This is a genomic window from Natronomonas sp. EA1 (assembly GCF_051195035.1).
Taxonomy (GTDB): Archaea; Halobacteriota; Halobacteria; order Halobacteriales; family Haloarculaceae; genus JBNTJV01.
Window position 1 is genome coordinate 506,939 of sequence record NZ_JBNTJV010000002.1, and the last position, 25,176, is coordinate 532,114.

The 25,176-nt window shown below is 70.2% G+C and carries 24 protein-coding genes; 11 read left to right on the forward strand and 13 right to left on the reverse strand.

The genetic code is table 11. The features are described from left to right. The first annotated feature begins 266 nt into the window (after window positions 1-266). The gene (locus ACQUQR_RS08495) at window positions 267-857 is read left to right on the forward strand and encodes a 50S ribosomal protein L15e (RefSeq protein WP_435196031.1); all 591 of its coding nucleotides are present in this window, start codon (window positions 267-269) and stop codon (window positions 855-857) included. Window positions 858-961: 104 nt separating this feature from the next. Continuing rightward, a complete protein-coding gene (yciH, locus tag ACQUQR_RS08500; protein ID WP_435196032.1) occupies window positions 962-1,261 on the forward strand; it encodes a stress response translation initiation inhibitor YciH in 300 nt (99 codons plus the stop codon). Here yciH and ACQUQR_RS08505 read toward each other — a convergent pair whose 3' ends face one another. From ACQUQR_RS08505 to ACQUQR_RS08515, 3 genes are all read right to left on the reverse strand, one after another. After that, a complete protein-coding gene (locus ACQUQR_RS08505) occupies window positions 1,262-1,684 on the reverse strand; it encodes a DUF6069 family protein (RefSeq protein WP_435196033.1) in 423 nt (140 codons plus the stop codon). 83 nt (window positions 1,685-1,767) lie between these two features. Beyond that, complete coding sequence (locus ACQUQR_RS08510) at window positions 1,768-3,654, reverse strand: ABC transporter ATP-binding protein (RefSeq protein WP_435196034.1); 1,887 nt, start codon at window positions 3,652-3,654, stop codon at window positions 1,768-1,770. Window positions 3,655-3,705: 51 nt separating this feature from the next. Next, window positions 3,706-4,290 (reverse strand): TetR/AcrR family transcriptional regulator, encoded by a 585-nt coding sequence (locus tag ACQUQR_RS08515; RefSeq protein ID WP_435196035.1) that lies wholly within the window; start codon window positions 4,288-4,290, stop codon window positions 3,706-3,708. A gap of 155 nt (window positions 4,291-4,445) precedes the next feature. On the opposite strand from ACQUQR_RS08515, the gene ACQUQR_RS08520 reads away from it, so the two are divergent. Together ACQUQR_RS08520 and nucS are read left to right on the forward strand one after the other, a co-directional pair. Then, entirely contained in the window at window positions 4,446-4,982 is a 537-nt protein-coding gene (locus tag ACQUQR_RS08520; protein ID WP_435196036.1) for a DUF6735 family protein, read from the forward strand. 39 nt (window positions 4,983-5,021) lie between these two features. Beyond that, complete coding sequence (gene nucS, locus ACQUQR_RS08525) at window positions 5,022-5,732, forward strand: endonuclease NucS (protein ID WP_435196037.1); 711 nt, start codon at window positions 5,022-5,024, stop codon at window positions 5,730-5,732. On the opposite strand, the gene mutS is transcribed toward nucS, so the two are convergent. Further along, window positions 5,729-8,263 carry a DNA mismatch repair protein MutS gene (gene mutS, locus ACQUQR_RS08530; RefSeq protein WP_435196038.1) on the reverse strand — a complete coding sequence of 845 codons (2,535 nt, stop codon included), beginning with the start codon at window positions 8,261-8,263 and terminating at the stop codon, window positions 5,729-5,731. The two genes, nucS and mutS, sit on opposite strands and share 4 nt — an antisense overlap. Before the next feature lie 89 nt (window positions 8,264-8,352). Here mutS and ACQUQR_RS08535 point away from each other — a divergent pair, with 89 nt between their 5' ends. Together ACQUQR_RS08535 and ACQUQR_RS08540 are read left to right on the forward strand one after the other, a co-directional pair. Next, window positions 8,353-8,886, forward strand: coding sequence for a GNAT family N-acetyltransferase (locus ACQUQR_RS08535; protein ID WP_435196039.1), 534 nt, complete (start codon window positions 8,353-8,355; stop codon window positions 8,884-8,886). A gap of 66 nt (window positions 8,887-8,952) precedes the next feature. Beyond that, window positions 8,953-9,285, forward strand: a complete 333-nt coding sequence (locus ACQUQR_RS08540; RefSeq protein ID WP_435196040.1) for a thioredoxin family protein — start codon at window positions 8,953-8,955, stop codon at window positions 9,283-9,285. A 148-nt stretch (window positions 9,286-9,433) separates the two neighbouring features. On the opposite strand, the gene ACQUQR_RS08545 is transcribed toward ACQUQR_RS08540, so the two are convergent. Both ACQUQR_RS08545 and ACQUQR_RS08550 read right to left on the reverse strand, forming a co-directional pair. Beyond that, complete coding sequence (locus tag ACQUQR_RS08545) at window positions 9,434-11,455, reverse strand: hypothetical protein (RefSeq protein ID WP_435196041.1); 2,022 nt, start codon at window positions 11,453-11,455, stop codon at window positions 9,434-9,436. A gap of 151 nt (window positions 11,456-11,606) precedes the next feature. Next, window positions 11,607-12,227: a DsbA family oxidoreductase gene (locus tag ACQUQR_RS08550; RefSeq protein ID WP_435196042.1), complete on the reverse strand. Its 621-nt coding sequence runs from the start codon at window positions 12,225-12,227 to the stop codon at window positions 11,607-11,609. 354 nt (window positions 12,228-12,581) lie between these two features. On the opposite strand from ACQUQR_RS08550, the gene ACQUQR_RS08555 reads away from it, so the two are divergent. Genes ACQUQR_RS08555 through thiD form a run of 4 tightly spaced genes read left to right on the forward strand, consistent with a single transcriptional unit; the run spans window position 12,582 to window position 16,892 of the window. Next, entirely contained in the window at window positions 12,582-13,334 is a 753-nt protein-coding gene (locus ACQUQR_RS08555) for an ABC transporter ATP-binding protein (protein WP_435196043.1), read from the forward strand. After that, complete coding sequence (locus tag ACQUQR_RS08560) at window positions 13,331-14,752, forward strand: hypothetical protein (RefSeq protein ID WP_435196044.1); 1,422 nt, start codon at window positions 13,331-13,333, stop codon at window positions 14,750-14,752. Before ACQUQR_RS08555 ends, ACQUQR_RS08560 begins: the two co-directional genes overlap by 4 nt. Window positions 14,753-14,791: 39 nt before the next feature. After that, window positions 14,792-15,814, forward strand: a complete 1,023-nt coding sequence (locus ACQUQR_RS08565; protein ID WP_435196045.1) for an AIR synthase family protein — start codon at window positions 14,792-14,794, stop codon at window positions 15,812-15,814. Beyond that, the gene (gene thiD, locus ACQUQR_RS08570) at window positions 15,807-16,892 is read left to right on the forward strand and encodes a bifunctional hydroxymethylpyrimidine kinase/phosphomethylpyrimidine kinase (protein WP_435196046.1); all 1,086 of its coding nucleotides are present in this window, start codon (window positions 15,807-15,809) and stop codon (window positions 16,890-16,892) included. Before ACQUQR_RS08565 ends, thiD begins: the two co-directional genes overlap by 8 nt. On the opposite strand, the gene ACQUQR_RS08575 is transcribed toward thiD, so the two are convergent. The 7 genes from ACQUQR_RS08575 to ACQUQR_RS08605 all read right to left on the reverse strand — a co-directional run bounded on the left by ACQUQR_RS08575 (window position 16,889) and on the right by ACQUQR_RS08605 (window position 24,883). Further along, window positions 16,889-18,175 (reverse strand): MFS transporter, encoded by a 1,287-nt coding sequence (locus ACQUQR_RS08575; RefSeq protein ID WP_435196047.1) that lies wholly within the window; start codon window positions 18,173-18,175, stop codon window positions 16,889-16,891. The two genes, thiD and ACQUQR_RS08575, sit on opposite strands and share 4 nt — an antisense overlap. A 26-nt stretch (window positions 18,176-18,201) precedes the next feature. After that, entirely contained in the window at window positions 18,202-18,351 is a 150-nt protein-coding gene (locus ACQUQR_RS08580) for a hypothetical protein (RefSeq protein ID WP_435196048.1), read from the reverse strand. A 41-nt stretch (window positions 18,352-18,392) separates the two neighbouring features. Beyond that, a complete protein-coding gene (locus tag ACQUQR_RS08585; protein ID WP_435196049.1) occupies window positions 18,393-19,625 on the reverse strand; it encodes a carboxypeptidase-like regulatory domain-containing protein in 1,233 nt (410 codons plus the stop codon). A 58-nt stretch (window positions 19,626-19,683) separates the two neighbouring features. Next, entirely contained in the window at window positions 19,684-21,075 is a 1,392-nt protein-coding gene (locus tag ACQUQR_RS08590) for a dihydrolipoyl dehydrogenase family protein (protein WP_435196050.1), read from the reverse strand. 232 nt (window positions 21,076-21,307) lie between these two features. Beyond that, complete coding sequence (locus ACQUQR_RS08595; protein WP_435196051.1) at window positions 21,308-22,231, reverse strand: PfkB family carbohydrate kinase; 924 nt, start codon at window positions 22,229-22,231, stop codon at window positions 21,308-21,310. Between the two features lie 28 nt (window positions 22,232-22,259). Further along, window positions 22,260-24,356 (reverse strand): DNA mismatch repair endonuclease MutL, encoded by a 2,097-nt coding sequence (gene mutL, locus ACQUQR_RS08600; RefSeq protein ID WP_435196052.1) that lies wholly within the window; start codon window positions 24,354-24,356, stop codon window positions 22,260-22,262. A 50-nt stretch (window positions 24,357-24,406) separates the two neighbouring features. Beyond that, window positions 24,407-24,883, reverse strand: coding sequence for a hypothetical protein (locus tag ACQUQR_RS08605; protein WP_435196053.1), 477 nt, complete (start codon window positions 24,881-24,883; stop codon window positions 24,407-24,409). 85 nt (window positions 24,884-24,968) lie between these two features. On the opposite strand from ACQUQR_RS08605, the gene ACQUQR_RS08610 reads away from it, so the two are divergent. After that, window positions 24,969-25,169: a hypothetical protein gene (locus tag ACQUQR_RS08610; protein WP_435196054.1), complete on the forward strand. Its 201-nt coding sequence runs from the start codon at window positions 24,969-24,971 to the stop codon at window positions 25,167-25,169. Window positions 25,170-25,176 lie beyond the last annotated feature (7 nt).

Genomic DNA, 25,176 nt, shown 5'->3' on the forward strand with positions numbered 1-25,176 from the left:
ATTGCCGTCGTGGGGACCTGATAAACCAGATACTGCGATAACAAATCCTCGAATCGTCGTTTTCTCGGGAGGGCGGGGAGTCACGCCAAAAGCGCCGCCCCGTTTCGACGGCCTTTTGAAGCCCAGTCGAGAACTGAGCACAAGCACGTCGGAGGTGCGGGCACCGACGGGCACCTGCTACGGCAGGTCGGAATGTGGCCGGCGTGGGCTGTGACTCGAGTCACCGACCACGGGACGGCTGAACCACGAACGCCCGCGGTACAACTATGGCACGAAGCTTCTATTCCCACATCCGCGAAGCGTGGAAGAACCCGAAGGAAGGCAAACTGGCCGAGCTCCAGTGGCAGCGCCAGCAGGAGTGGCGCAAGCAGGGCGCCATCGAGCGCGTCGAGCGCCCGACCCGCCTCGACAAGGCTCGCTCGCTCGGCTACAAGGCGAAGCAGGGCATCGTCGTCGCCCGCGTCGCCGTCCGCAAGGGCTCCGCCCGGAAACAGCGCTTCAAGGCCGGTCGCCGGTCGAAGCGCCAGGGTGTGAACAAGATCACTCGTCGGAAATCCATCCAGCGCATCGCCGAGGAGCGCGCCTCGCGGCGCTTCAAGAACCTCCGCACGCTGAGCTCCTACCACGTCGGGCAGGACGGCTCGCGCAAGTGGTTCGAAGTGATCCTCGTCGACCCGGAGCACGGCGCCATCCAGAGCGACGACGACCTCAACTGGATCTGCGACGACAGCCAGCGCGGTCGCGCCTTCCGTGGCAAGACCGGCGCCGGCCTGAAGGGTCGTGGCCTCCGCAACCGCGGCACCGGTGCGGAGAACGCGCGTCCCTCCAACAACGCCAGCGGCCGTCACAGCAACTAACCACCCCGTTTCTTCGCGTTTTCACCCGGATAGCGGCAGTGCTGTGCGGAACCCGCCCGGGACGACGGCGCTAGCTTTTGCCTGCCGACTACCAAGCCGACGCGATGAAACGGGACAGCATCGCCTCCATCGCGGGGCTCCCCGAAGAGCTGGGTATCGACGAGGACTTCGCGCGGTCGGCGGAGACGCTCCACCTCCGGATGGAACGCCGTCGCTACGGGAAGCCGGTGACCATCGTCGAGGGGCTCGACACCGACCTGACGGACCTGAAGGCGTTCGCCTCGCGGCTGAAGCGCCGGCTCGGGGCCGGTGGCACCGTCGAGGACGGCACGGTCGTCATCCAGGGGGACCACCGCACGCGGCTCCGGACGCTGCTCGAAGAAGAGGGGTACCGGGTGGAGTGATCAGGGCTCGTACGCCAGCGGCCCCATGATGGCGACCGCCGCGATGATGTGGAGGATCGCGAGCAGCAGCTGTCCGTCGCTCGTGACCCCGAGTGCGGGTGCGGTGAGGACGATAGGTGCGAACGAGAGCGCCAGCACCAGCAGCCCGACACCGACGAAGTAGCGGGCCGGTTCGTCCGTGTAGCGGTCGATAGCCGCGTAGACGAGCGTAGCGACGACCGTCGCCCCCGTGACGACGAGGAAGATTGACGGGTACGCGAGCGGGTCGCCCGCGACCGCGGCGGGCGCGAGCTGGCCCATGAGTGCGCGGGCGACGAGCACCGAGAGCATCGCCGCGACGAAGGCGACGAGCCCGCGGCGCGAGAGCACGCCGTTCGGAAGGGGATGGTCGACACCTGTGGGGGTCCGAATCTCGGTTGCCATAGTGTCAGAGACGGGACCACCGGCGAAAACAGCGCGGAGCGTATCGGGCGGTATCCGCCCGAATCAGGCCGGTTCGGGGCGATTCAGTCCTCCGTCGCCGTGAGCACCACGTCGAACGGGAGCGGCGCGAGGTCGGCCTGCGCGTTCCAGAGCGTCGCGTACCGGCCCCCGAGCGCCAACAGCTCGTCGTGGTTCCCCGACTCCACGACGGTGCCGTCCTCGATGACGAGCACCGTGTCCGCGTCCCGAACCGTGGAGAGCCGGTGGGCGATGACGAGCGTCGTTTTCCCGTCCGTGAGCCGGGCGAGCGCCCGCTGGATGGCTCCCTCGGTCTCGGTGTCGACCGCGGAGGTGGCCTCGTCCAGCACGAGGATGTCGGGGTCCTGCAACATCGCCCGGGCGATGGAGACCCGCTGGCGCTGGCCACCCGAGAGCTTGATGCCGCGTTCGCCGATGCGGGTGTCGTACCCCTCCGGCAGCTCAGCGATGAACCCGTGTGCCTCCGCGGCGCGTGCTGCGGCCTCGATATCTTCCTCAGAGGCGTCGAACGCCCCGTACGCGACGTTCTCCCGCACCGAGCCGTCGAAGAGGAACACGTCCTGGCCGACGTAGCCGACCGCCCGCCGCAAATCGGAGAGCCGGAGGTCACGCACGTCGTGGCCGTCGACGGTGATTCGCCCCTCGCCCACGTCGTAGAGCCGCACCAGTAGCTTCGCGACGGTGGATTTGCCGGCACCCGTCGAGCCGACGAGCGCGACGGTGTCGCCCGGTTCGGCGACGAAGGAGACCCCCTCCAGGACGGGGACGCCCTCGCGGTAGGCGAAGGAGACGTCCTCGAAGGCGATTCGTCCGGTCGGGGTCGGCAGGGGAACCCCCGCCGGGTCCTCGGTGACGGTGACCGGCGTCTCCACGAGCCCGACGATGCGCTCGGCGCTCGCGCGGGCGTTCTCGTAGGCGTTGACGATACGGCCCACGCCGGCGAGGGGGTCGACGAACCGCTGGGTCATGAACAGGAACGTGACGAACTCGCCGACGAGCAGCTCACCCGTGAACGGGCCCGGTGGCCCCGAGACGAGCCAGACGCCGCCGATGAGGAACGTGGCGGCGAACGCGACGCCCGCGAGGAGGTCCATCGTCGGATTATAGAGATAATCGAGGCGGACGACGGCGAGCGCGGCGTCGTAGTATCCCTTCGAGGCCTCGGTGATACGGGCGTCCTCGTACCCCTCGGCGGTGGTCGTCTTGATGACCTCCATCCCGCCGATGTTGGCTTCCAGCCGGGTGTTCAGCTCGCCGACGGCGCCTCTGAGGTCGCGGTACAGCGGCCGGATACGACGCATGAACCAGAGCGTGAACACGGTCAGGAGGGGGACGGCGACGAGCGTGACGAGCGCGAGCTGGGCGTTCAGCCAGAACAGCACGCCGGCGATGCCGACGACGGTGACGACGAGCTGGATCGCCCCGCCCACGGTGGAGTCGAGGAACGATTTGAGGTTCCGGACGTCGTTGTTGAGCACGGAGAGCAGCTGGCCGGTCTGTTTGTCGTCGAAGAAGGCCATGTCGAGCCGCTGCATCGCGGCGTACGTGTCGACCCGGACCGCGTGCTGGACGCGGTTGGAGAAGACGGACATCCCCACCCCCTGCAGCCAGGTGAAGCCGACCCCGAGCGCGAAGGCGGCGACGATGAGGCCGAAGGAGAGATAGAGCTGGTCGAGGCTCGCGGTGGGGAGCCACCCGCTCGGAACGAGCGGGAGCGCGTAGGGCGTCCGTCCGGAGAGCACGGCGTCGATAGTCACCCCCAGCACGAGCGGGGGGACGAGCCCCGTGGTCCGGCCGAGCAGGCTCCCGACCAGCCCCGCGAGGAACAGCGGCCACTCGGCGCGCCCGTACTGCCGGAGGAGCCGCGCGAGCGGGTCCCCCTCGACGGGGCCGAGGTCCACGGGGTCGTCGGTGGAGAACCAGGGGTGCACTTACCAAAAGTAAGCGTTCGGCGGGGATAACGTCGCCGGGAGAGGGAGGTATCAGGCGACGAGGACGCGGTCGATGTAGTCGTCGAGCGCCTCGCGAGCGGTCGCGGCGACCGTGTCGTCCGTCGTCACGCGCCGGATGACCGCGCCGTTGATGGTGTCGATGAGGAACTCGGCCTCGCGGTGGGCGTCTACGTCGCGGAACTCGCCGCTCTCGATGCCCCGCTCGATGATGGCGGCGAGCGCGTCGATGACGCCGGCGTCGAGCGCGTCGAACCGCTCGCGGTAGGCGTCGTTGTGGGCCGCCCGGGTGCGCAACTCGATGAGGGCGACCCACAGCGACCGCTCCTCCTCGGTGAGCTCCGGCGCGAGCAGCTGCTCGATGAACGACTGGATGGCCTCCACGGGGGGCGCCTCGTCGTCGAGCGTCACCTCCTCGAAGAAGAGGTCCAGGAGATACGAGAGGAAGTCGGTGAGGATGGCGTCTTTCGTCTCGTAGTGATAGTAGAGCAGCGACTTGCTCTTCGGGAAGGCGTCCGCGATCGCCTGAATCGTCAGATCGGCGTAGCCGTGTTCCGCCAGCGCCTCGTAGGTCGCCTCCATGATGGCGACCTGCGTCTCCGAACGGGCGTTACTCATACCCGTTCACCGATAGCGACGACAAAGAAGCCCCCGGTCGGTGACCAGAAGACATATGTGCCTCTCGTAACAGGAATTGACTGTTCGTTCAGTCGCGTGGCGAACACCCCCCGCTGACCCGGCCCTTCATATACGAAGCCGCGGCCAGCGTCCCCATGCCCGCCCGGACGCTGGTCGCCTACGCCCACGACGACGGCTTCACCCTCCACCGCGCACACGGCGAGCCGCAGCTCTCGCCGGCCCACCCCTTCGGTCGGGAGGACACGTTCCCCGCACGGGTCCGCGCCCGCCTCCGCGCGCTCGGTATCCGCGCGTTCGACCCCGACGGCGACCACCCCGAGGTCCACGCCGACCCGGTCGCGACGAGCCTCGACTGGCAGGGGGTCCTCGCCGCCGTCGACGCCCGGGAGGACGACTGGCTCTTTCGCGTTCACGACGACTGGACCGTCACCCGCTACCGCGTCGTCTCGCTCGACCTCTCCGTGCGCGTCGACTGCCCCATCGACGACTCGGGAGTGCTCCTCCCCGTCGAGGCACACGAGACCGACTACGCCGTCGGCTGGGTCGAAGGGGTGAAATCGACCGTCGCCGACGGCCTGCGCTGTGGGCTGGCCGACCCCGAGACGGCGAGCGACTATCTGCAATCGAGGATCGAACGCTTCGCCGGCGACAGGGAAACCTATCGGGTGTGACCCGGTGTCGTTTTCCCCCTCCACCGGAAACGGAGGGGCATGCCACGCGTGCTCTCCGACCCGGACGCCGACGCTGCCCACCGGCTCGTCCTCGACGGGCTCGACTCGGACGGCCTCGTCACGCTGTTCGGTCGCTGTACCGTCGACTACGAGGGCCGCGCCAGCTCCACGCTCGGCCCCGGCGACCGCCACGTCATGTGCAAACCCGACGGGACCGTCCTCGTCCACACCGACGCGGGCCACCAGCCCGTGAACTGGCAACCCCCCGGCAGCGAGCAGTTCGTCGCGGTCGAAGACGGGGAGCTCCATCTCCGCTCCGAGCGCACGACCCCCGAAGAACACCTCCACGTCGCCTTCTCCAGTCTCGACCACGCCGCCGTCTTCCAGGTCACGGACGAGGAGGAGCTCTCGCTGGAAGGGACGGAGGAAGACCTCCGGGGCCGCATCCTCGATACCCCCGCGCTCGTCGAGGCGGGCTTCCAGCCGCTCGCTACCGAGCGCGAGACCCCCGCCGGCGCGGTGGACATCTACGGCGAGGACGACGAGGGCAGAACGGTCGTCGTGGAGCTGAAACGCCGGCGGGTCGGCCCGGACGCGGTGGGACAGCTCTCCCGGTACGTCGAGGCGCTGGAACGCGACCTGCCCGAGGGTACCGAACTCAGAGGGATTCTCGTCGCCCCGAGCGTCACCGACCGGGCGCGGGAGCTCTTAGCCGAGAAGGGGCTGGAGTTCGTCGCGCTGGAACCCTAATTTTTCAGGTCGCGCAGGATCTCGAACGCCTCCAGGGGTGTCGTCTCCGCGAGGTCTACATCATCGAGTCGCTCACGAACGTCGTCCCGATGGCCGTTCTCGCGGTGCCCGTTCGTTCTCGGATTCCCCTCCAGCAGTTCCCGAGCCCGTGCCACGACCGCGTCGGGAACCCCGGCGCTCCGGGCCACCTCGATACCGTACGAACCGGTCGCCGCGCCCTCCTCGACCCGGTGGTCGAAGGTGACCGTCTCACCCGTCCCGTCGGCCTCGAACCGGAGGTTGGTGGCGCGGGGAAGTCGCTCGGCCGTCTCGGTGAGCGCGTGGTGGTGGGTCGCAAAGAGGGTGGTCGCGCCCACCTCGTCGTGGAGGTACTCCGTGACCGCGCGGGCGATGGCCAGGCCGTCGGCGGTGGACGTGCCTCTCCCGACCTCGTCGAGGAGGACGAGCGAGTCCTCGTCCGCCCGCGAGAGGATGGTGGAGAGCTCGGACATCTCGACCATGAACGTCGAGCGGCCACCCGCGATGTCGTCGGAGGCACCCACCCTCGTGAAGACGCGGTCCACGACGGGAAGCCGGGCCTCGCTCGCGGGGACGAACGCCCCCGCCTGCGCGAGGATCTGGATGAGTGCGACCTGCCGCATGTAGGTCGACTTGCCGGCCATGTTCGGCCCGGTGATGACGGCGAGCGCACCCTGCGAGAGGTCCGTCGGATTCGGGACGAAGGAGGGCTGGGTACGCTCGACGACGGGGTGGCGACCCCCCTCGATGTGGACGCCGTCGTGGCCCAACTCGGGGCGCGCGTAGCCGTGTTCCGCCGCGACGGTGGCAAAGGACTGGAGCGCGTCGAGTCGCGAGAGGGCGTCCGCGAGCCGCTGGACGCGTTCGACGGCCTCGCCCACCCGCTCGCGCACCTCGCAGAACAGGTCGTACTCCAACTCGTCCGCGCGGCCCTCGGCCCGGACGATCTCCTCCTCGCGCTCCTTCAACTCGGGCGTGACGAACCGCTCGGAGTTCTTCAGGGTCTGGCGACGCTGGTAGTCCTCGGGCACCGCATCGAGGTTCGGGTTGGTGACCTCGATGTAGTAGCCGTGCACCTGGTTGAAGCCGACTTTCAGCGAGTCGATGCCGGTGCGCTCGCGTTCGCGCTCCTGGAGGGAATCGATCCACGCCTTCCCCTCGCGCTCGGTCGCGCGAAGGGTATCGAGGTCGCCGTCGTACCCCTCCCGGATCAGGCCGCCCTCCGTGAGTTCGATGGGCGGTTCGGGCGCGATGGCCCGGTCGACGAGCTCGCGGACCTCGGTGACCGGGTCGAGATTGTCGTGGAGCTCCCGGAGACGGGCACACTCGCAGTCGGCGAGCGCCTCGCGCACGTCGGGGACGACCCCCAGCGTGGCCGCGAGCGAGCGCAGGTCGCGGGCGTTCGCGCGCCCCCGCGACACGCGGGAGATGAGCCGTTCGAGGTCGTACACGTCCCGAAGCAGGTCGTGAACCGTCTCGCGCGTCGCGGGTGAGCGGGCGAGTTCGCCCACGGCGTCGTGCCGGCCCGCGATTCGCTCGGGGTCGAGGAGGGGTCGGCGGAGCCAGTCGGTGAGCCGACGCCGCCCGAGCGCACACGCCGTCTCGTCGGTCACCCCGGCGAGGGTGGCGTCCGCCTCCCCCCCGATGCCACGGCGCTCGAACACCTCCAGCGAGCGGATGGCCACGGGGTCGAGCAGCATGTACTCGCGCGGGTCGTAGCGCGTGAGGTGGGTGAGGTAGTCCAGTCTGTCGACCTCGCCGTCCCCCTCCGCGCCGCGGGTGTACTCCGCGTAGGCCAGCAGGGCGCCACAGGCCCGGATCTCGGCCTCCGTGGCGAGCAGGGTCTCCGGGTCGCCGAAGTAGCTGTCCACGAGCCCGGACCGCTCGAAGGCGTCCGGTCGGAACGGGGTGACCATGGTCTCGGGGTCGAAGAGTCCCGAGGAGAGCCTGGGCTCGATGACGGCCTCCGCGGGGCCGAACCGGCCGATCTCGTCGCGGATCGCCTCCCCCGAGTCGGAGCCGGTGACGTAGAAATCCCCCGTCGAGACGTCGAGCATGGCGAGGCCGTAGGGGTCCGGACCGGCGAGGGCCGCGACGAAGGTGTTGTCATCTCCTGGAAGGAGTTCGTCCTCGGTGAGCGTCCCCGGGGTGACCACGCGCGTCACCGCGCGGTCGACGAGCCCCGAGGCCGCGGTGGCGTCCTCCACCTGGTCCGCGACGGCCACGCGGTAGCCCGCATCCAGCAGCGTCTCGATGTACGACTCCGCGCTGTCGATGGGGATGCCGGCCATCGGGTAGCGACCCGTGGAGTCCTCGCGTTTCGTCAGCGTGATCTCCAGGAGGCGGGCGATGGTCTCCGCGGCCTCACAGAACGCCTCGTAGAAGTCGCCCACCTGGAACAGTACGAGACAGTCGTCGTAGCGCTCACACAGCTCGAGATACTGCGAGAGCATCGGCGTCAGGTCCTCGCGGCGCTCCGCCATCTTCGCCGGCGCGCCCAACGCGTCGTCCATATCTCCTCCTGCGCCTCGTCGGGTATAGCGGTCACGATTGCCCGAGTCCGGGGAGGACCGTTGAAGGGGTGGGCGGACGAGAAGGGGGTATGACCAGCTTCATCGAGGGTGACCGGGTCGTCCTGCGACCCGTCGAGGAGGACGACCTCGCGTTCGTCCGCGACGGCGCGAACGACCCCGAGATTCGTCGTGCGGCCGGCGGCCAGAGCTTCCCCACCAACCTCCACGCCGAACGGGAGTACTGGACGGACGCCACGGAGGACCCGACCGCGGTCCACCTCATCATCGAGGCGGGCGGCGAGCGGGTGGGCGCCGTCGAGCTCGACCCCCTCGACCGGGAGACGGGGACGGCGACGGTCGCCTACTGGATCGCCAGCGACCACCGGCGCGAGGGGTACGCCCGCGAGACCCTGGAGCTCGTCTGTGCGTACGTCTTCGACGAGTGTCGGCTCCACCGGCTACAGGCCGAGGTGTTCGGCTTCAACGAGGCCTCCCGGGAGCTCCTCGAGTCCGCCGGCTTCCGCGAGGAGGGCGTCCACCGCGAGGACGACTTCGTCGACGGGGCGTACGTCGACACCCACCACTTCGGGCTCTTAGAGCGGGAGTGGCGCGAGAGGGAGTGAGAAGGGGTCGTGTGCGACCCGCGCAACGGGCGTGAAGGGGAAAAGGCGGGGCCCCAAAGGAGGGGTATGCGTCTCTCACAGAAACCCCTCAGACCGGGGGACCGCGCGGCGCTGGAATCGGTACTCGCCGACCACGACGAGGTGCTCGTGGAGTTCTACACGAAGGGGTGTTCGATGTGTCAGGCGATGGAGCCCGTGCTGGGCAACGTCGCCCGCGCCCGGGACGTCACGGTCGCGATGGTGAACCCCGAACACGACATGGAGCTGGTGGAGGAGTGGAACGTGCGCTCCGTGCCGACGCTCGTCCTCGTCCGCGACGGGGAGGAGATCGCCCGGAAGGCAGAAGGGTTCCAGGGCGCGAGCGACGTGGTGGCGTTCTTAGACGAGCACACGGCGTGATCGGGCCACGCGGTTGGCGCGTGCCAAAGAATAATAACCCCACCTCTGTCACACCCACGTGACGGCCCTCACGGGCCGCCCTGTCCTTACTCCGTGAGCGACGCGTCCGCGAGTCCAGTGTCCCGACGAGCGACGGCCGAGACCCCGGTCAGCCCCGCATCCGCATCGAGAGGGCGACGGCGCCACCGAGGAGCGTGAGGACGGCCACCCCGGTCGCGATGGCGAGGTCCGGGCCACCGCCCGAGGCCCCGGCGGAGGCGGGCGCGGGGTCCGCGGCGGGCGTCTCGCCGGCGGGCCACACCGTCACCGTGCCGGCGTCGACCTCCCCCACGCGGACGGTGTACTCGCCGGGGAGCACGAACGTCTCGGTGAGCAGGAGCTCCGTGGCGGTCTCGCCGGGGACGACGACGAGGACGGTCTCGACGGGCACCCCGTCGACGTAGAGCTTCACCGCGAGCTCGGCCTCCGTCGGCGCGGGGTTGTACACCGTCGCGAAGACGGCGAGCTCCTCGCCGGCGGTGACGCCCGCGGTGTCGACCGCGGCCCGGACGACGACGGGGGCGAGCGACGACGCGGACGGCTGGACCGACGACTGAGCCATCGGCGGAGCCGCCGTCTCCGGAAGCGGCTCCGGAGTCGCGACCGTCGGGACGGGCGTGGCGGGGACGGCCGTCGGCACGGGCGTCGGGGCCGGGGGCTCCTCGATGATGGCGCTCGCGGTGTGCCCGACCGTCGCCGCGTTGCCGGCGGCGTCGGTGGCGTCGAGCAGGGTCGCGCGGTAGCCACCCGGGCGGGCGTTGGGGAGGGTGTAGCTGTAGCTCCGGAACCCGCGGAAGTCGTTCTCGTCGAGCGTCCGCCGGCCGTCGCCGACGAGCTGGACCGTGAACGTGTCGAGCGGCTCGCTGGAAACGACCGTCACCGTCACCGTGGAGTCGGTGGTGCGGACGGCGAACTCCTCGATGAACGGGGAGATGACGTCGGTAGTCGCCGTCGCGGTGCGGGGCGCCTGCATCGGGTTCCCGACCGCGTCGGTCGCCTCCAGGAGCGTCACGCGGTAGGTCCCCTGGATGGGGGTGCGGTAGACGGTGTAGCGGGTGCCGGCGACGGTGAAGTCCTCCTTCGTGAGGACGTAGCCTTCGGGGCCGTCCACGTCCACCCGGAGCGTGGAGAGCGGCTCGCCCGCGTCGACCTCCAGCCGGAGTTCGCCGTTGGTGAACCGGAAGTCGAAGGTGGAGACGGCCGGGCCGAGCGCGTCCATCTCGAAGGCGTGGCTCGCGCTCGCGACGTTACCGGTCGTGTCCGTCGCGGCCAGCGTGAGGCTCGCGTTCCCGTCGGTGATGGTGACACCGGCGGCGGCGAGGTCGGCGGTGAAGCTGCTCCCGTCGAGCGTGACGCCCGCGTCGCCGGGGACGAGCGTCGTCGCCCCCGTCGCGTCGGTGACGGTGAGCGAGACGTTCGCGAGGGCGATGGTGTCCGTGACGGTCGCCGACACCGTGGGGGAGGCGTCCGTCAGGAGCGCGTCGGTGGGCGCGAGCAGGGTCACGCTCGGGGGCGTGGCGTCGACGGCGACGCTCGTCGCGGGAACCGCGCCCGCGGCGTTGCCGACCCCGTCGGTCGCCGAGACGACGGCGATCTCGTGGGTGCCGTCGGGGAGCTGGACGGTGGCGGTGTCGCCGGTGAAGTCGGCGAGCGAGAGCGTCTCCGGGCCGGCCTGCACGGACAGCGACGCGAGGGGTTCGTCGCTCGTGACGGTGACCGTCGCGGCCTGCCCGCCCGTGGCGTTCAGCGTGACGGTGGGCGCGACCGTGTCCTTGAAGGCCTGCGTCGTCGCGGGGGCGCCCGTCGCTCCGGTCCCGTCGGTGAACGTGGCGCTCACGGTGAGGGTGCCGTCCGCGAGGCTCGCCACGTCGACGGGGACCGTCGTGGTGACGCCGCTCGCGGCCGCGCTGTTCGTGACCGACCCGCCCGCGGCGTCGCTCACGGTGACGGTGACGGTGCCCGGCCCGGGGTCGGCGGCGAAGCCGACCGCGACGGAGAGGGCGGTGTTCCCCGCGGAGACAGGGTCGGGGCTGACGGTGACCGAGACCGGGTCGGTGAGCGAGGTCGCGAGCGCACCCCCGGTCCACGCGAGGATGGCGACCACGAGGATGAGGAGTCGTGTTGGTGCCATGAGCTGGTCGCCGTCGGAGACGGCAGTCTGGCCGCTCAGATGGCGTAGAGGAGTAAAAGCCGACGCCGACGAACCGGGGTGAAACGGGTGGGTTCGGTGGAGACGGGGGAGGTCCGGTCGAGAACGGGGACGGGGACCGCCGATATCGGGGTTACGTCCCCTCGACGAGCCGGTCGAGGTGCTCCGGCGGGACCGCCCCGCGCGCGGCGTACCCCTCGTAGGCGAAGGTGGGGACGCCCGTCACGCCCAGCTGCTGCGCCTCCGTGAACTGCGCGGTCAGCTCCTCCCGAAGCGTGTCGTCGTCCAGCGCCGAGGCGACCTCGTCGGGGTCGGCGCCGGCCTCCTCGGCGAGTTCGAGGATGACCTCGCGGTCGCCGATATCACGGCCCTCCTGCCAGAGCGCCTCGAAGACGGCCTCGTCGAACGCCAGCCACGTCTCGTAGTCCGCGTGCTCTTTCAGATAGTAGGAGGCGACCTGCGTGGGCAGCGAGTCGATATCCGTCGCGAGGTCGAGTTCCATCTCCACGTCGTACTTCGCCTGGAGCTTCCGGACGTTCTCCTTCGCCTGCGCGTAGTAGTCGTCGTCCTTCCCGTCGTCGACGGAGAAGTCGATGGAGCCGTCGGGACGGCGCTTCTGGCTCCGGAGGTCGAACGGGTGCCAGTCGATCTCCAACTCCTCCTCGCGGTCGGCCTGGTACTGGTCGAGTGATTTCCGTCCGAGATAACAGAACGGACAGACGTAGTCCGAGAAGACGGTGATGCTGTCGCTCATCATCGGGAGAAGGGGAGCGGCGTACAAAAGGGGAGTGGGCGCGTGCCGTCGCCGTACACGAGCGCGGGGCACCGTGGTCGGTGTGCCGCGGTACGCTCGCCGTCCAGTGCGGTCCGGAGCGCGATGCGTCCGGGTCGACCACGAGATGCGTCCGGGTCGACCACGAGAGTGGGTCGCCACACCCGGACCGGCCACCCGACGCAGGTCCCGCCACTGGATACCACGGGTAGGGCACCTCGGGGTATCCCTTGTGGTGACCCTTTCGGGGAGATTCTGCCCGGTTCGGGCCGACACGCCGAGACCGACGGCGAATCGCCGCAGGCTATACGGTCGTCAGGGGAGTACTCCGGAGCGATGACCGACAGGCCACCCGCCATCGAGACCGCAGGGCTGCGCAAGGGGTACGGCGAGGTCGTGGCGCTCGACGATCTCACCCTGACCGTTCCCCGAGGAGAGCTGTTCGGCTTCCTCGGCCCCAACGGCGCGGGAAAATCCACCACCATCAACGTCCTCACCGGGCAGCTGGAGCCCGATTCCGGCACCGCGCGGGTGGCGGGCGTCGACCCCGTCGCCAACCCCGTGCAGGCGCGCGAGCAGGTGGGGATTCTCCCCGAGAACGGCCGCCCGCCCTCGTTTCTCACCGTCCGCGAGTACTTCGACTTCGTCGCGGCGGCCCGCGAGCTTTCGGACGAGACGGTCGACGAGCGCGTCGCGCAGTGGGCCGACCGCCTCTCCTTCGAGGCGAAACTCGACACCCTCTGTACGGACCTCTCGCAGGGCGAGCGCCAGAAGGTGATGATCACGCAGGCGTTCCTGCATGAACCCCCGGTCGTCTTCATCGACGAACCGCTCACCAATCTGGACCCGATCATGCAGGAGCGCGCGAAGCGCTTCTTCCGCACCTACGCCGACGCCGGCAACACCGTCTTCCTCTCCACGCACTTCATCGCCACCGCCCAGGAGGTGTGTACCCAGGTCGGTATCGTCTCCCGCGGTCGCCTGCTCGCGGAGCTCGACCCCCGCGAACTCGACGGTGAGAGCCTCCTCGACCGCTTCTTCGACACCGTCGAGACCGACGCGATGACCGAGGACCCCGCGGAGGCATGAGCGTCTCCTACCGGTTCCTGTTCGACCAGCTCGTCCGCGAGGAGTGGCGGCTCCACTCCCGGCTCTTCGGTGGAACGCGGTTCGCCCTCTTTCCGGCGTTCCTGACCCTGCTCGCGGCCGGCACCGCGGCGTTCTTCGCCTACGCGGGCGCCTCGGAGACCGCGCTCCTGGGGGGGTTACACGTCGTCGTCCTGCTCGTCGGCCTGCAGGTCGGGAGCATCGGCCTCGTCGGCCGCGACGCCCTCGAGAACCTCCTCGGCGACACCACGCTGCTCATCTACGCCGCGCGCACCCTCCCCGTCTCCGAGCGCCGCCTTCTCCTGGTGTTCATCGTGAAGGACGTGGCCTATTATGCAATTCTCTTCATCGCCCCCCTCGTCGTGGGGACGCTCCCGCTCGCGCTGCTGGGGACGATGCCGGTGTCGGCGATCCCCCTGCTTCTCGTCACGGCGTGGCTCGCGTTCGCCCTCGGCGTCGGCCTCTCGCTCGCGCTCGTGGGGCTGGCGACCGACTCCCGGCTGCTCGCGCTCGGGTTCGCCCTCGCCGTGCTCGCCGTCGGCGTCCTGTATCCCGACATCGTCGTCGGGCTGACCCCCTTCGGGCTCTACGAGTCGCCCTCGCTGCCGGCGTTCGCAGGGTCGCTACTCCTCCCCCTCGCGCTCGGCGCGCTCGGCGCGTGGCGCTTCGAGTTCGACCGCCACGTCCCCGTCCGCACCGCGGACAACCAGTTCCGGGCCCTCCATCGACGGCTCGGGGGCCTCGACGACCACGGGAGCCTCGCCAAGTCGCTGCTCGACGTGGCCCGCTCGTCCGGTGGGCTGTGGAAGGTCGTCTTCTCACAGGGGCTCGTCTTCGGCGTCATCGCCGTGCTGCTCAGATACATCCCGAACATCGTCCCCGTGCGCCCCTCGCCGGGGCTCTCGCTCTCGGCGGTGCTCGCACTCGGCGCCTTTACCACCTACAACTGGCTCTGCCAGTTCGAAGACGAGACGTTCTACCTCCGGTATCCGGTGTCGCTGCCGCGCGTCTTCCGCGCGAAGCTGCTGGGGTATCTCCTCCTCGCCACCCCCACCGGCCTCTTCTACCTCGCGCTCGGTGCGTGGGTGTTCGGGTCGGGAACGCTCCTCGTCGGGGGACTCGTCTACCTCCCCCTGTCCCTCTACGTCTTCGGCGTCACCGCCTACGTCGCCGGCTTACGCCCCACCGAGCTGCTGTTCGACACGCCCATTTTCGCGCTGTTCACGGTCGCCATGATGGCCGTCCTCCTCCCCCTGGTGGTGCTCGCCATCGCCTACCCCCTCGCCGAGTTCGAGCTCTCGGTCGCGGCCGTCGCCCTCGCGGCCGCCGCGGGGGCGGTCGGCTGGGTGCTCGCGCGACGCGCGGGCCCGCGGTGGGAGCGACGCGCGCGAACCGAGTAGAAGGGCCAACCCTATCATCACTCGGTCGTATAACCGAGTATGAGCGATCACGGCAAGGTGGATTCGGCGTTCTTCCACCGCCACATCGAGCCGTACACCGGTGCGAGTCGGGAGGACGTGCGTATCGGCCCCCGCCACGGCGTCGACTTCGGCGTCCTCGATATCGGGGGGCAAGCCGTCGTGCTGGCGACGGACCCCGTCTACGTCCTCCGCGAGCTGGGACTCGAACGCGCGGCCTGGTTCGGCGTCCACATCCTGCTGTCCGACGCCGCGGTGTCGGGTATCCCGCCCAGTCATCTCGCGGTGGATTTCAACCTCCCGCCCGGCACCCCGGACGAGGAGTTCGAGACCATCCAGCGCGTCTTCTCCGAGGAGGCCCAGAGATTCGGCGTGAGCATCGCCACCGGCCACACCGCGCGCTACGAGGGCTGTTCGTACCCGATGCTCGGCGGGGGGACCTGTCTCGCCGTCGGCGACCACGATGCCGTCGTCAGACCGGACGGCGCCCGGCCCGGTGACCGCGTACTCGCCACGAAGGGGCCGGCCATCGAGTCCGTCGCGACGGTGGGGGTTCTCTGTGCGGAGGCGCTCCGCGAGGACCTCCCCGACTCGGTCGTCGAGGCCGCGCAGGAGCGGTTCGCGGACTGCTCGCCCGTCCGGGACGCCCTCGTCGCGGCCGCTGCCGGCCCCGTCACCGCGATGCACGACGCCACGGAGGCGGGCATCACGGGCGGGCTCTGGGAGATGGCCGACTCCGCCGGGGTCCGCATCGACGTGGAGACGGAACGGTTTCCCGTCCTCCCCGGGGTGCACGAGGTGTGCGAGCACCTCGGTATCGACCCCTTCGCGGCGAGTTCGGAGGGGACGCTCCTCGTCACCGTTCGCCCCGAGGGCGCCGACGACGTGCTCGCGGCCCTCGCAAGCGAGGGGATCCCCGCCGCCGAGGTCGGCACCGTCGAGGCGGGGAGCGGGCTCGTGATGGACGGCGAGGCGACGCCCCACCCCGGAGCGGACCCGTTCTGGCCCGCGCTCTCTGCCCTGCGAGGTGGTGCCGATGCGTGAGCCCCTCCCCGAGGAGCGCCCCGTCGCGCTCACCATCGCCGGCTCGGACTCGGGAGGCGGCGCGGGGATTCAGGCCGACCTGAAGACGATGGAGGCCCACGGCGCGTTCGGGACGAGCGCCGTCACCGCGGTCACCGCCCAGAACACGACCGGAGTGAGCTCCTCGCACGTGCTTCCCACGGAGGAGATCGAGGCCCAGCTGGAGGCGGTTATCGCGGATTTCGACGTGCGCGCGGTCAAGACGGGGATGCTCGCCACCCGCGAGGTGGTGGAGCTCGTCACCGCGTTCGTCCGCGACCGCGAGGTTCCGGTGGTCGTGGACCCCGTGATGGTCGCCACGTCGGGCGACCGCCTCCTCTCTCCCGAGGCGGAGGAGGCCTACGAGGCGCTCGTCGCGGAGGCGACGCTTGTCACCCCGAACGCCGACGAGGCGGCCGTCCTCACCGACGTGGAACCCACGGACGAGGCCGGGGCTAGACTGGCCGGCCAGCGCCTGCTCGTGATGGGCGCCGACGCCGCGCTCGTGAAGGGCGGGCACGTCGAGGGTGAGACGGTACGGGACACCCTCGTCACGGCGGAGTACATCGAAACCGCCGAGCACCCGCGGGTCGACACCGACGCGACCCACGGCTCCGGCTGTACGCTCTCCGCGGCCATCGCGGCCCGGCTCGCGACCGGGGAGCCGCTGCGCGAGGCCGTCGGCCACTCCGTCTCGTTCATGCAGCGGGCCGTGCGCTACCCCCACGACGTGGGGCAGGGGCCGGGTGCGGTCCATCATCTCGCGGCGCTCCGGAACGAGGCCGCCCGCGAGGACCTGCGGGCGAGCGTCCGCGCGCTCGCGACCGCGCTGGAGCGACCGGTCGCGGGGGCGACCCCCTACGCGATGGGGAACGAGGACGTCGCCGTCGCCGACGGGGAGACGGTCCACTTCGGCGTCGGCGGGGAACTGAGCGAGGGGCTCGTCGACGTTCGGGAGACGGCGCCGACACAGCGGTTCGCCTGTTTCGATGGGGAGGACGAGAGCGCGGAGCTGGTGACCGCGGAGACCGCCGAGGCGCTGTACGAGCGGCTGGGCTAGGTCTCGAACCGTTTTCCGAAGACGGCGAAGACCACCACCCCGAGGAGGCCGACCACCGTCGCCGTCGAGAAGGCGAGCGTCGGGCTCAGCTCGTAGAGGACGCCCCCAAGGGCGGCGCTCGGGATCACGATCGTGTTGCGCGCGAGGTAGTACGAGCCCGTGACGCGGCCCCCCTCGTTCGCTCTCGCCGGGCCGACGATGAGCGCCTTGTGCGCCGGCAGCCCCGCGAACCGGAGCCCGGAGAAGGCGAACAGCGCGAGGTACACCCCCGCGGAGGCGGGCGCGAGCACGAGCAGCGCGGGGAAGGTGGCGTAGACGAGGAACCCCAGCGCCACGACGGGTTTCTGCCCCCACGCATCCGCGAGGCGGGCGACGGGGACCATCGAGACGAGCGCGACGGCCATCTCCACCGCGAGGAGGACGCCGAAGAAGGCGTCCGGCGAGAGGGTGCCGACGACCGGGAGGGTGGCGCTCACGGGCTTCGCCTCGGTGACGACGAGCACGACGAACACGTGGACCATCCCGTTGCCGAACCGGACGAGCGTGTCGCCGGCGAGCAGCGGAGGGAGTTCCTCGGGGAGCGACCGCAGGTCCTCGACGACGCTCGCGACTCCGGCGAACGACTTCCCGAGCCGGTCCGAGGGCGTGTAGAGGACGTGCTGGGCGACGGTGCCGACGAGCGCGGCGACGGCCGCGCCCGCGAGCACGAGCCGGAACCCCGTCTCGAAGACGAACGCGCCGATGGCCGCCGCGGCGAAGAGCGGGCCGAGGAGGAAGGCGAGCCGGCGGACGGTCTCGGTGGCTGCGAACCCCGCCGCGAGCCGCTCGGGGGGGACGGCCTGCTTCACGACGGCGAAGGTGGCCCCCAGCCCGAGCGACTTCCACGACTGCACCAGGAGGAGGCCGAGGAAAATCCCGATTGGGACAGTGCCGGCGAGCGGGAGCGAGACGGTGCCGAACGCGGGGGCCGCGAGCCAGACGAGAAAGCCGAGGGTGGAGGCCAGCCCGAACAGCGTGAGCGCCCGCCGGGAGCCGATGCGATCGGAGAGCGCGCCGCCCGGGTAGGGGTAGACCGCCCCGAGCAGGTTGCCGAGCGAGCCGTAGAGCCCCACGGCGAGCCCGCTCGCCCCGAGAATCGAGAGATACCGGGGCATGTACCGCCCGGTCGCCTGGAAGCCGAGCGAGAACGCGAACATCGCCGCCGAGAGCACGAGCACGTCGCGTTCGAGCGCGAGGGTCCGTCTGAGGAGGGCGCGCGCACTGGGACGCTCCGACTCCGACATGTGCGGGGGTGTGTCCGGGAACGACTTTACTCCTCACGTTCCGGCGACTCGTCCGCGTGTTCGAGCCAGACGCGGTCGAACCACGCCTGCCGCGACTGCCACTGGAGCCACTGCTGGATCGAAAAGACCACGAACCCGAGGAGGACGAACAGCGTGACGGGGTCCGTGAGGTCCATACCCACGGTAGGGTGTCAGACGGTTAAAAAGTATCCGCGGGTCAGCGGCGCCCGAGGAGGAGCGCCACCGCGAGCAGGGCGATGATGGCGACGAGCGGGCCGAAGCCGGGCAGGGGCACCGCGGGCCCCTCCTCGGGTTCGGTGTCGGTCGGTGTCGACTCCGGTTCGGCCGTCGGGGTCGCCGTCGGCGTCGGCTCCGGTTCGGGGGTGGGGGTGTCCTCCTGCACCTCGATACCGGTGACCGTCACTCCAGCGGACTGGACGCCGTTCGCCTCGGCGACGATGGTCCGGTCACCCGCCTGCTGGATGGTGACGCGGGCTTCGCCCTGCGAGTTGGTGCTGGCGCGTTCGTTCCCGTTCACGAGGACCGTCGCGCCGGTGACGGGCTCGCCGTAGGCGTTCGTAACCGTGACCAGCACGGTCTCACCCACGACCACCCGCTGGTTCGCGGGCGAGACGGTGAGCGAGGCCTCGCGCTGGATGGTGAGAGTACGCTGGAAGTCGGATTCGCCGACGGAGAGCGACGTGGTCGCCGTCGTGTAGCCGTCCTTCGTCGCCGTCACCTGATGCTCGGTGTTGACGGGGACGGTGAACGTGACGGTGCCCGAGGTGGTTCGCTGGGAGCCCACGTCCGAGACCTCGACGCGCGCGTCGGAGACGGGCTGTGCGGGCGTGAAGTGGTCGTCGACGATGCGGAACTGGACGGTCACGCTGCCGCGACGCATCTCGTAGCGCCGGATGATATCACCCGTGACGTCGACGGTGGTGCGGTTCGTGTAGTAGCCCGGCTTCTCGAACCGGACGGTGTACGCCCCCTGCTCGATGACGCCCGTCTCGAACGTGCCGGAGCTGTCGGTGGTGCCGGTGGCGATGCCGACGCCGTCGCGCGCGAGGACGACGTTCGCGTTCGCCACGGCCCCGTCCGTGTCGGTGAGTCGCATGGTGACGGAGCCCTTTTCCGCGACGCGGACCGTGACGCTCTCGGTCTGGGCGTTCTGGACGATGACGGGTTTGTTCCGGGTGTAGGAGGGGTGTCTGATGGTGAGCGTCACGTCGGCGCCCTCGGGGACGTCGACGAACGCCTTCCCGTTGCTCGCGGTCGTGGCCGTGGTCTCGCCGTCGCTCCAGCTCGCGGTGATCTCCGCGTTACCGACGGCCGACCCCTGCTGGTCGACGACGGAGACGGTGAGCGTCACCGGTGACTCCTGGGCGGTGACCGGGCCGACGCCCGCGACGAGGAGCAACAGGACGACGAGAATCGGGGCGGGTCGCATACGCTGGTAGAACCACCCGACGGTTAATTAGTTTTTGAGGAACCCGACAACGGACCGACTACTCCAGCGCCGCGCTGGCGTCCCGGAACAGTCCGTCGAGGATCTCGGGGGTCGTCGGGTGGTACGCCCGGTCGGGGAGCTCGCGCACGTCCAGCCCCAGCTCGACGACGACCTGCATCGTCTTCGCCATCACGTCCGCGTGGTAGTGGAGCCCCTGATACCCCAGCACCGTCCCGTCCGTGCCGACGACGAGCGACGCCAGCCCCTCGGGGTGCGCCTTCGTCTTGAACACGCCGTCGTCCGCGGCCTGCCGGGAGACGTGGACGAACTCCAGCCCCTCGGCTTCGGCGGAGGCCGCGGAGTGGCCCACCCGCGCGTAGGGGTACAGCGCCAGCCCGGAGAAGACGACGTGGTGGTGGACGTTCTCGTACTCGGTGAGGGGGTCGCCGCGAGCGTGCGCGAGGATGTTGTCGGCCGCACAGAACCCCTGTTCTTTCGCGACGTGGAGGATGGGCTCCTTGCCGTTCACGTCGCCGACGACGAAGGTCCGGTCGTCGGCCTCGGCCTGCATCGTGTCGCGGACCCACTCCCCCTCGGGCGTGATGGGAGTGTGTTCGAACCCCAGTCCGTCCACGTTCGGCCGTCGACCCGTGAACAGGAACAGCGCCTCGGCCTCGATGGTCTCCTCGCGGCCGTCCTCGCGTTCGACGGTGAGTCTGACCCCCTCGTCGGTCGATTCGAGCCGCCGTTCGTAGGTGTTCGTGAGGACCTCGAGGTCGAAGCTGTCCTCGTAGATGTCGAGGAGGGCGTCGCCGAAGGCGGGGTCGGCCTCGTCGAGCGGGCGGTCGTCGTGCTCGATGACGGTGAGCGAACAGTCACCGGCCTCGGCGATGTAGGGGGCGAGCTCCGCGCCGATGTAGCCGAACCCCATCACGATGCCCGAGTCCGGGAACGCCGTCGCGTCGAGCACGTCGTCGCTCGTCCAGTAGTCCACCTCGTCGATTCCTGGTAAATCGGGGACGTTGTGGACGGAGCCGGTGGCGACGACGACGTAGTCGGCCTCGATGACCCGGTCGCTGACCGCGACGGTGTGGTCGTCCACGAACCGCGCCCGGTCGTGGATGAACTCCACGTTCTCGCGCTCCGCGAGGTCGTGGACCGCGCTCCGCCGGTGGGCCGCGAAGGAGTGGATATGCTCGTCCTTCGTGGCGACGACCCGTTCGAGGTCCACGGACGGCGTCCCCTCGATACGGTCGTCGTGGCGTGCCTGGAAGCGGTGGGCACCCGCGGAGAGCACCTCCTTCGAGGGCATACATCCGTCGAGGATACAGAGCCCGCCACCCGGTTCGCCGTCGTCGATGAGCGTGAGTTCGACACCCTCCTCGTCCGCGAGGTCCCCGGCCACGGTGACGCCCGCGCTCCCGTACGCGCCGATGATGACTACGTGCATACCGGAGCCGAGACGGGCGAGGGGTTTAGCCCTTGGTGCGGTGAGTGCGGGCGACGCATGGACGGCCACGAACAGCGTGGCCGACACACCTGACGGTCACGAACAGCGTGGCCGACACACCTGACGGTCACGAACAGCGTGGCCGACACACCTGACGGCCACGAACAGCGGGGCCGACACACCTGACGGCCACGAACAGCGGGGCCGACACACCTGGTATCAGATACCCGAGTTATTCTAGCTCGCGTGCGACCCGTTCGACGCTGGCGCGCGAGAGGTCCGGGACCGGGGCCGCGAGCGACCGGGCGAGCGCGCACGCGGCGGCGGCGTGCCGGAGCGCGCGTTCCACGCCGGCCCCCTGCAGTCGCGCGGCGAGGAACGCCCCCGCCAGCGCGTCGTCCGCGCCGGTGGTGTCGACGACCTCCCCCTCCGGAATCGAGGCCTCGTACAGTGTGGACGCGGCGAGCGCGGTCACGTCACCCCGACCGACGAGGACGACGGTGTCGAAGCCGTGAGCCGCGGCCAGCGCGTTCGCGGCCTCCGCCGGCGGGCCGTCGCGGTCGAACACCGTCGCCACGTCCGCGCGGTGCGCGATGAAGGTGTCCACGGCGGGGAACAGCCCCGAGAGCGTCTCGCGGGCCTCCTCGGGCGCCCAGCGCTCGGGGCGGTAGTGGAGGCCGAACGCGGTGTGCGCGCCGGCGTCGTGCGCACCCTTCAGGAACCGTGCGGTCGCGGCCGCGAGCGGCGTGGAGATGCCGGGCGTCGCGCCGGTGACGTACGCGCCCGTCGCCGCCTCCAGCGACTCGAAGGTGAGGTCCCCCTCCTCGGCGCGGGCGAGCGCGCTCCCCGCCCGGTCCTCGACGCGTTCCGGCTCACGGGGGGCCGCCCCCGGCTCGACGAAGCTGAGCCCCTGTCGTCCCGCGCGGTAGGTCACGCGGGTGTCGATGTCGTACCCCCGCAGCTCCCGGACGACCCGCTCTCCGAGGGAAGAGTCGGGGAGGACGGAGTACCAGCGGGCGTCGGTGCCGAGCGCGCGGGCCGCGATAGCCGCGTTGCTCTCGGGGCCGGTGGCGGCGACCCGGAGCCGGTGGGCCGCGGCGAGTCGGTCACGGGGCGAGGAGAGCTGGAGGACCGTCTCTCCGAACGTGGCGAGCATACCCTTCCTGCGCGAGGCAGCGGCTTAGTCACTCGGGCCGGCGACCCGAATGCCCCGGATAGTCCCGCTCGAATCGGTCCTCCAGTTCGCCGCGCGCGAGTTCGATGACGACGGGCCGCCCGTGCGGGCAGGCGTAGGGGTTCTCACAGTCGTCGAGCGCGGCCAGCAGGTCCACCACGCTCCCCTCCGTCAGCGAGGTGTTTCCTTTAATCGAGGGGTAACACGCCAGGTCGCCGAGCAGCTCGTCGGCGTGCGCCGCGACGGTGTCGCCGGGGTCCCCATCGGCGAAATCTCCCACGAGGTCGCGGATGAGTTCGGGGCCGGCAGCGTCGGCGAGCAGCGCCGGAACGGTGGAGACACGGACCGTCCGGTCGTCCGTGAGCGACGCGTGGAACCCCAGCCGGGAGAGCGCCTCGCCCGCCTCGCGGAACAGCTCCGCCTCTCGCGCGGTGAGCGAGAGCTCCACCGGTTCGGCGAGCGCCTGCGTCGTCACGCTCCCCGCGAACTTCTCGCGGAGACGTTCGTAGTTCACCCGCTCGTCCGCCGCGTGCTGGTCGATGAGGACGAGCCCATCCGCGGTCTCCGCGACGATGTAGGTGTCGTGGAGCTGGCCGAGCACCCGCATCGCGGGCAGGCGGTCGTACGCCGGCTCGGGAGCCTCGTCGGTGAGCGTCGCCTGCTCGGGCTCGGTTCGGAACTTGCGGTCGGGGTCGGTGGCCCACGTCGGGGCGCGGGATTCGGTCGGTTCGTCGTCCGTCGACTCGCTCTGGGTGTCGCTCGTCACCTCGCTCGCTGCGCCCGAGCGTTCGCGAGCGCGCTCCCGCGTGCGCGGGGTGGAGTCAGTACTCTCGCTCGAATCAGTACTCTCGCTCGAATCCCGCGACTGGCTCGCGGCCGACCGCGACTCAGGGTCGCTCGCGGTGTCGGGGCTAGCGTCGGGGGAGTCGTCCCCGGACTCCGAACGCTCCGGCGCGATCTCGGTCTGGGCGGCCTGCGACCGGCCACGGGGGGCGGAGCTGCGGATCAGCCCCTCTTCTAAGAGCGCGGACTCGATGGCCTTCTCGACCTGGGTTTTCACCTGCTCCTCGTCGGCGAACCGCACCTCGAGCTTCCGGGGGTGGACGTTCACGTCGACGGTCGCCGGGTCGAGCGAGAGGTCGAGGACGGCGAAGGGGAACCGGTCGGGCGCGAGCTGTCCCCCGTAGGCGTCGACGATGGCCTCGCGGACGGCCCGCGCGGTGACGTACCGGCCGTTGACGAAGGTGTTCATGTACTCACGGCCCGCGCGGTTCGTCTCGGGGTGGGAGACGAGGCCCGAGATACCGGTGAGCGGACCGCTCACCGACGTTCCGCTCGCATCGCTCGCGGAACCACCATCCAGAACCCCCTCTCCCGAGAACTCGGCGGCTCCGGCGGCGGGGCCGCCTCCGTCTCGTTCCACCGCCGGCGGAACGCTGATCATGTTCGCCGCGACCTCCCGCCCGTAGACGGCCATGACGGCCGAGCGCAAATCGCCCTGCCCGGTCGTCGCGAACGTCTCGCGCCCGTCGTGTTCCAGCGTCACCGCCACGTCGGGGTTGGCGAGCGCGTAGCCCGTCACGATGCTATTTACATGCGAGAACTCCGTGCTCGCCTGTTTGAGGTACTTCCGTCGCGCAGGGACGTTGTAGAACAGCTCCTCGATGTCGATGCGGGTCCCCTCCGGGCAGCCCGCGGGCTCCACCGAGACGACCTCGCCGCCCTCCATGCGGAGTTCCGTGCCCGTGTCCGTCCCGCGCTTGCGCGTGGTGACGGTCAGCTTCGCCACGGAACCGATGGCGTGGAGCGCTTCGCCCCGGAAGCCGAGGGTTCCGACCCCGGATTCCAGATCCTCGATATCCCGGATCTTGGAGGTGGTGTGCTGTTGCACGGCCAGCCGGACCTCGCTCTCGGTCATCCCCTCGCCGTCGTCGCGGACGGTGATCCCCTCGCGCCCACCGTCTTCGACGGCGACGGTGACCCGCGAGGCGTCGGCGTCGATGCTGTTCTCCACCAGTTCCTTCACGGCGGAGGCGGGTCGCTCGACGACCTCACCGGCCGCGATGCGGTCCACCGTCGCGGCGTCGAGCTGCCGGATGTCCGTCATCTGGATAGGAGTTCGTCGGGAACGCTATGAATCCCGCGCTCGGGGCACGGCTACTCGGACTCGCGGGCGACCGCCTCCAGCAGGGTCTCCCGCTCGTCGAAGTACGTCGGCGCGTCGTGCGCTTTCTCGAACTCGACGATGCGTTCGAGCGCGGCGCTCGGGTCGTCGAGCCCCGCCACCTCACCCGCGAGGTCGGTGTACGCTTCGGCGAGGTCCTGAAACGCCGCCATCCGCGCCTGCTTCGCCGCGACGAGCGCCTGTTTCTCCCCCAGCTCCGACTCCAGGTCGGCCACCGAATCGACCGCCTCGCGGTCCTCGTTCGCAGGGATATCCGGTGAGGGCGGGGTCTCCGTGCTCGCCGCGCTACGCTGCTCGTCGAGCCCCTCGCGGGCGGCTGCCAGCTCCTCGTCGAGGTCGTCGAGCAGGGCTGCTGCCTCCTCGCCGATGGTCTCCGCGCGGCCCGCGAGCAGCCCCGCGTTGAGCTCACAGTAGTCGACGAACTCCGCGACGGTTGGCGAGTCGTCCATGGGCGGGGAAGGGGACGCGGGGCGAAAGGGGTTGGGGCCGGTAGGGCGGGGGAGCGTTTTAGTCCACGTACGTTCCACGGTAGCTATGGGCATGACCGGCGAGTGTCTCGGCTGTGGTATCGACATCGACTACCAGGAGGGGGAGTGTCCGGAGTGTGGCTGGGACCCGGCGGCGTTCCGGAAACGGGGACGGCACGGGCTCTCGAAGGAGGGGCACGGCGAGCCTGAAGACACGGGAGGAAGCGGTGGGCCACCGCCGGGGCCCGATGGCCTGCGTGGGATCTGAGACCGGG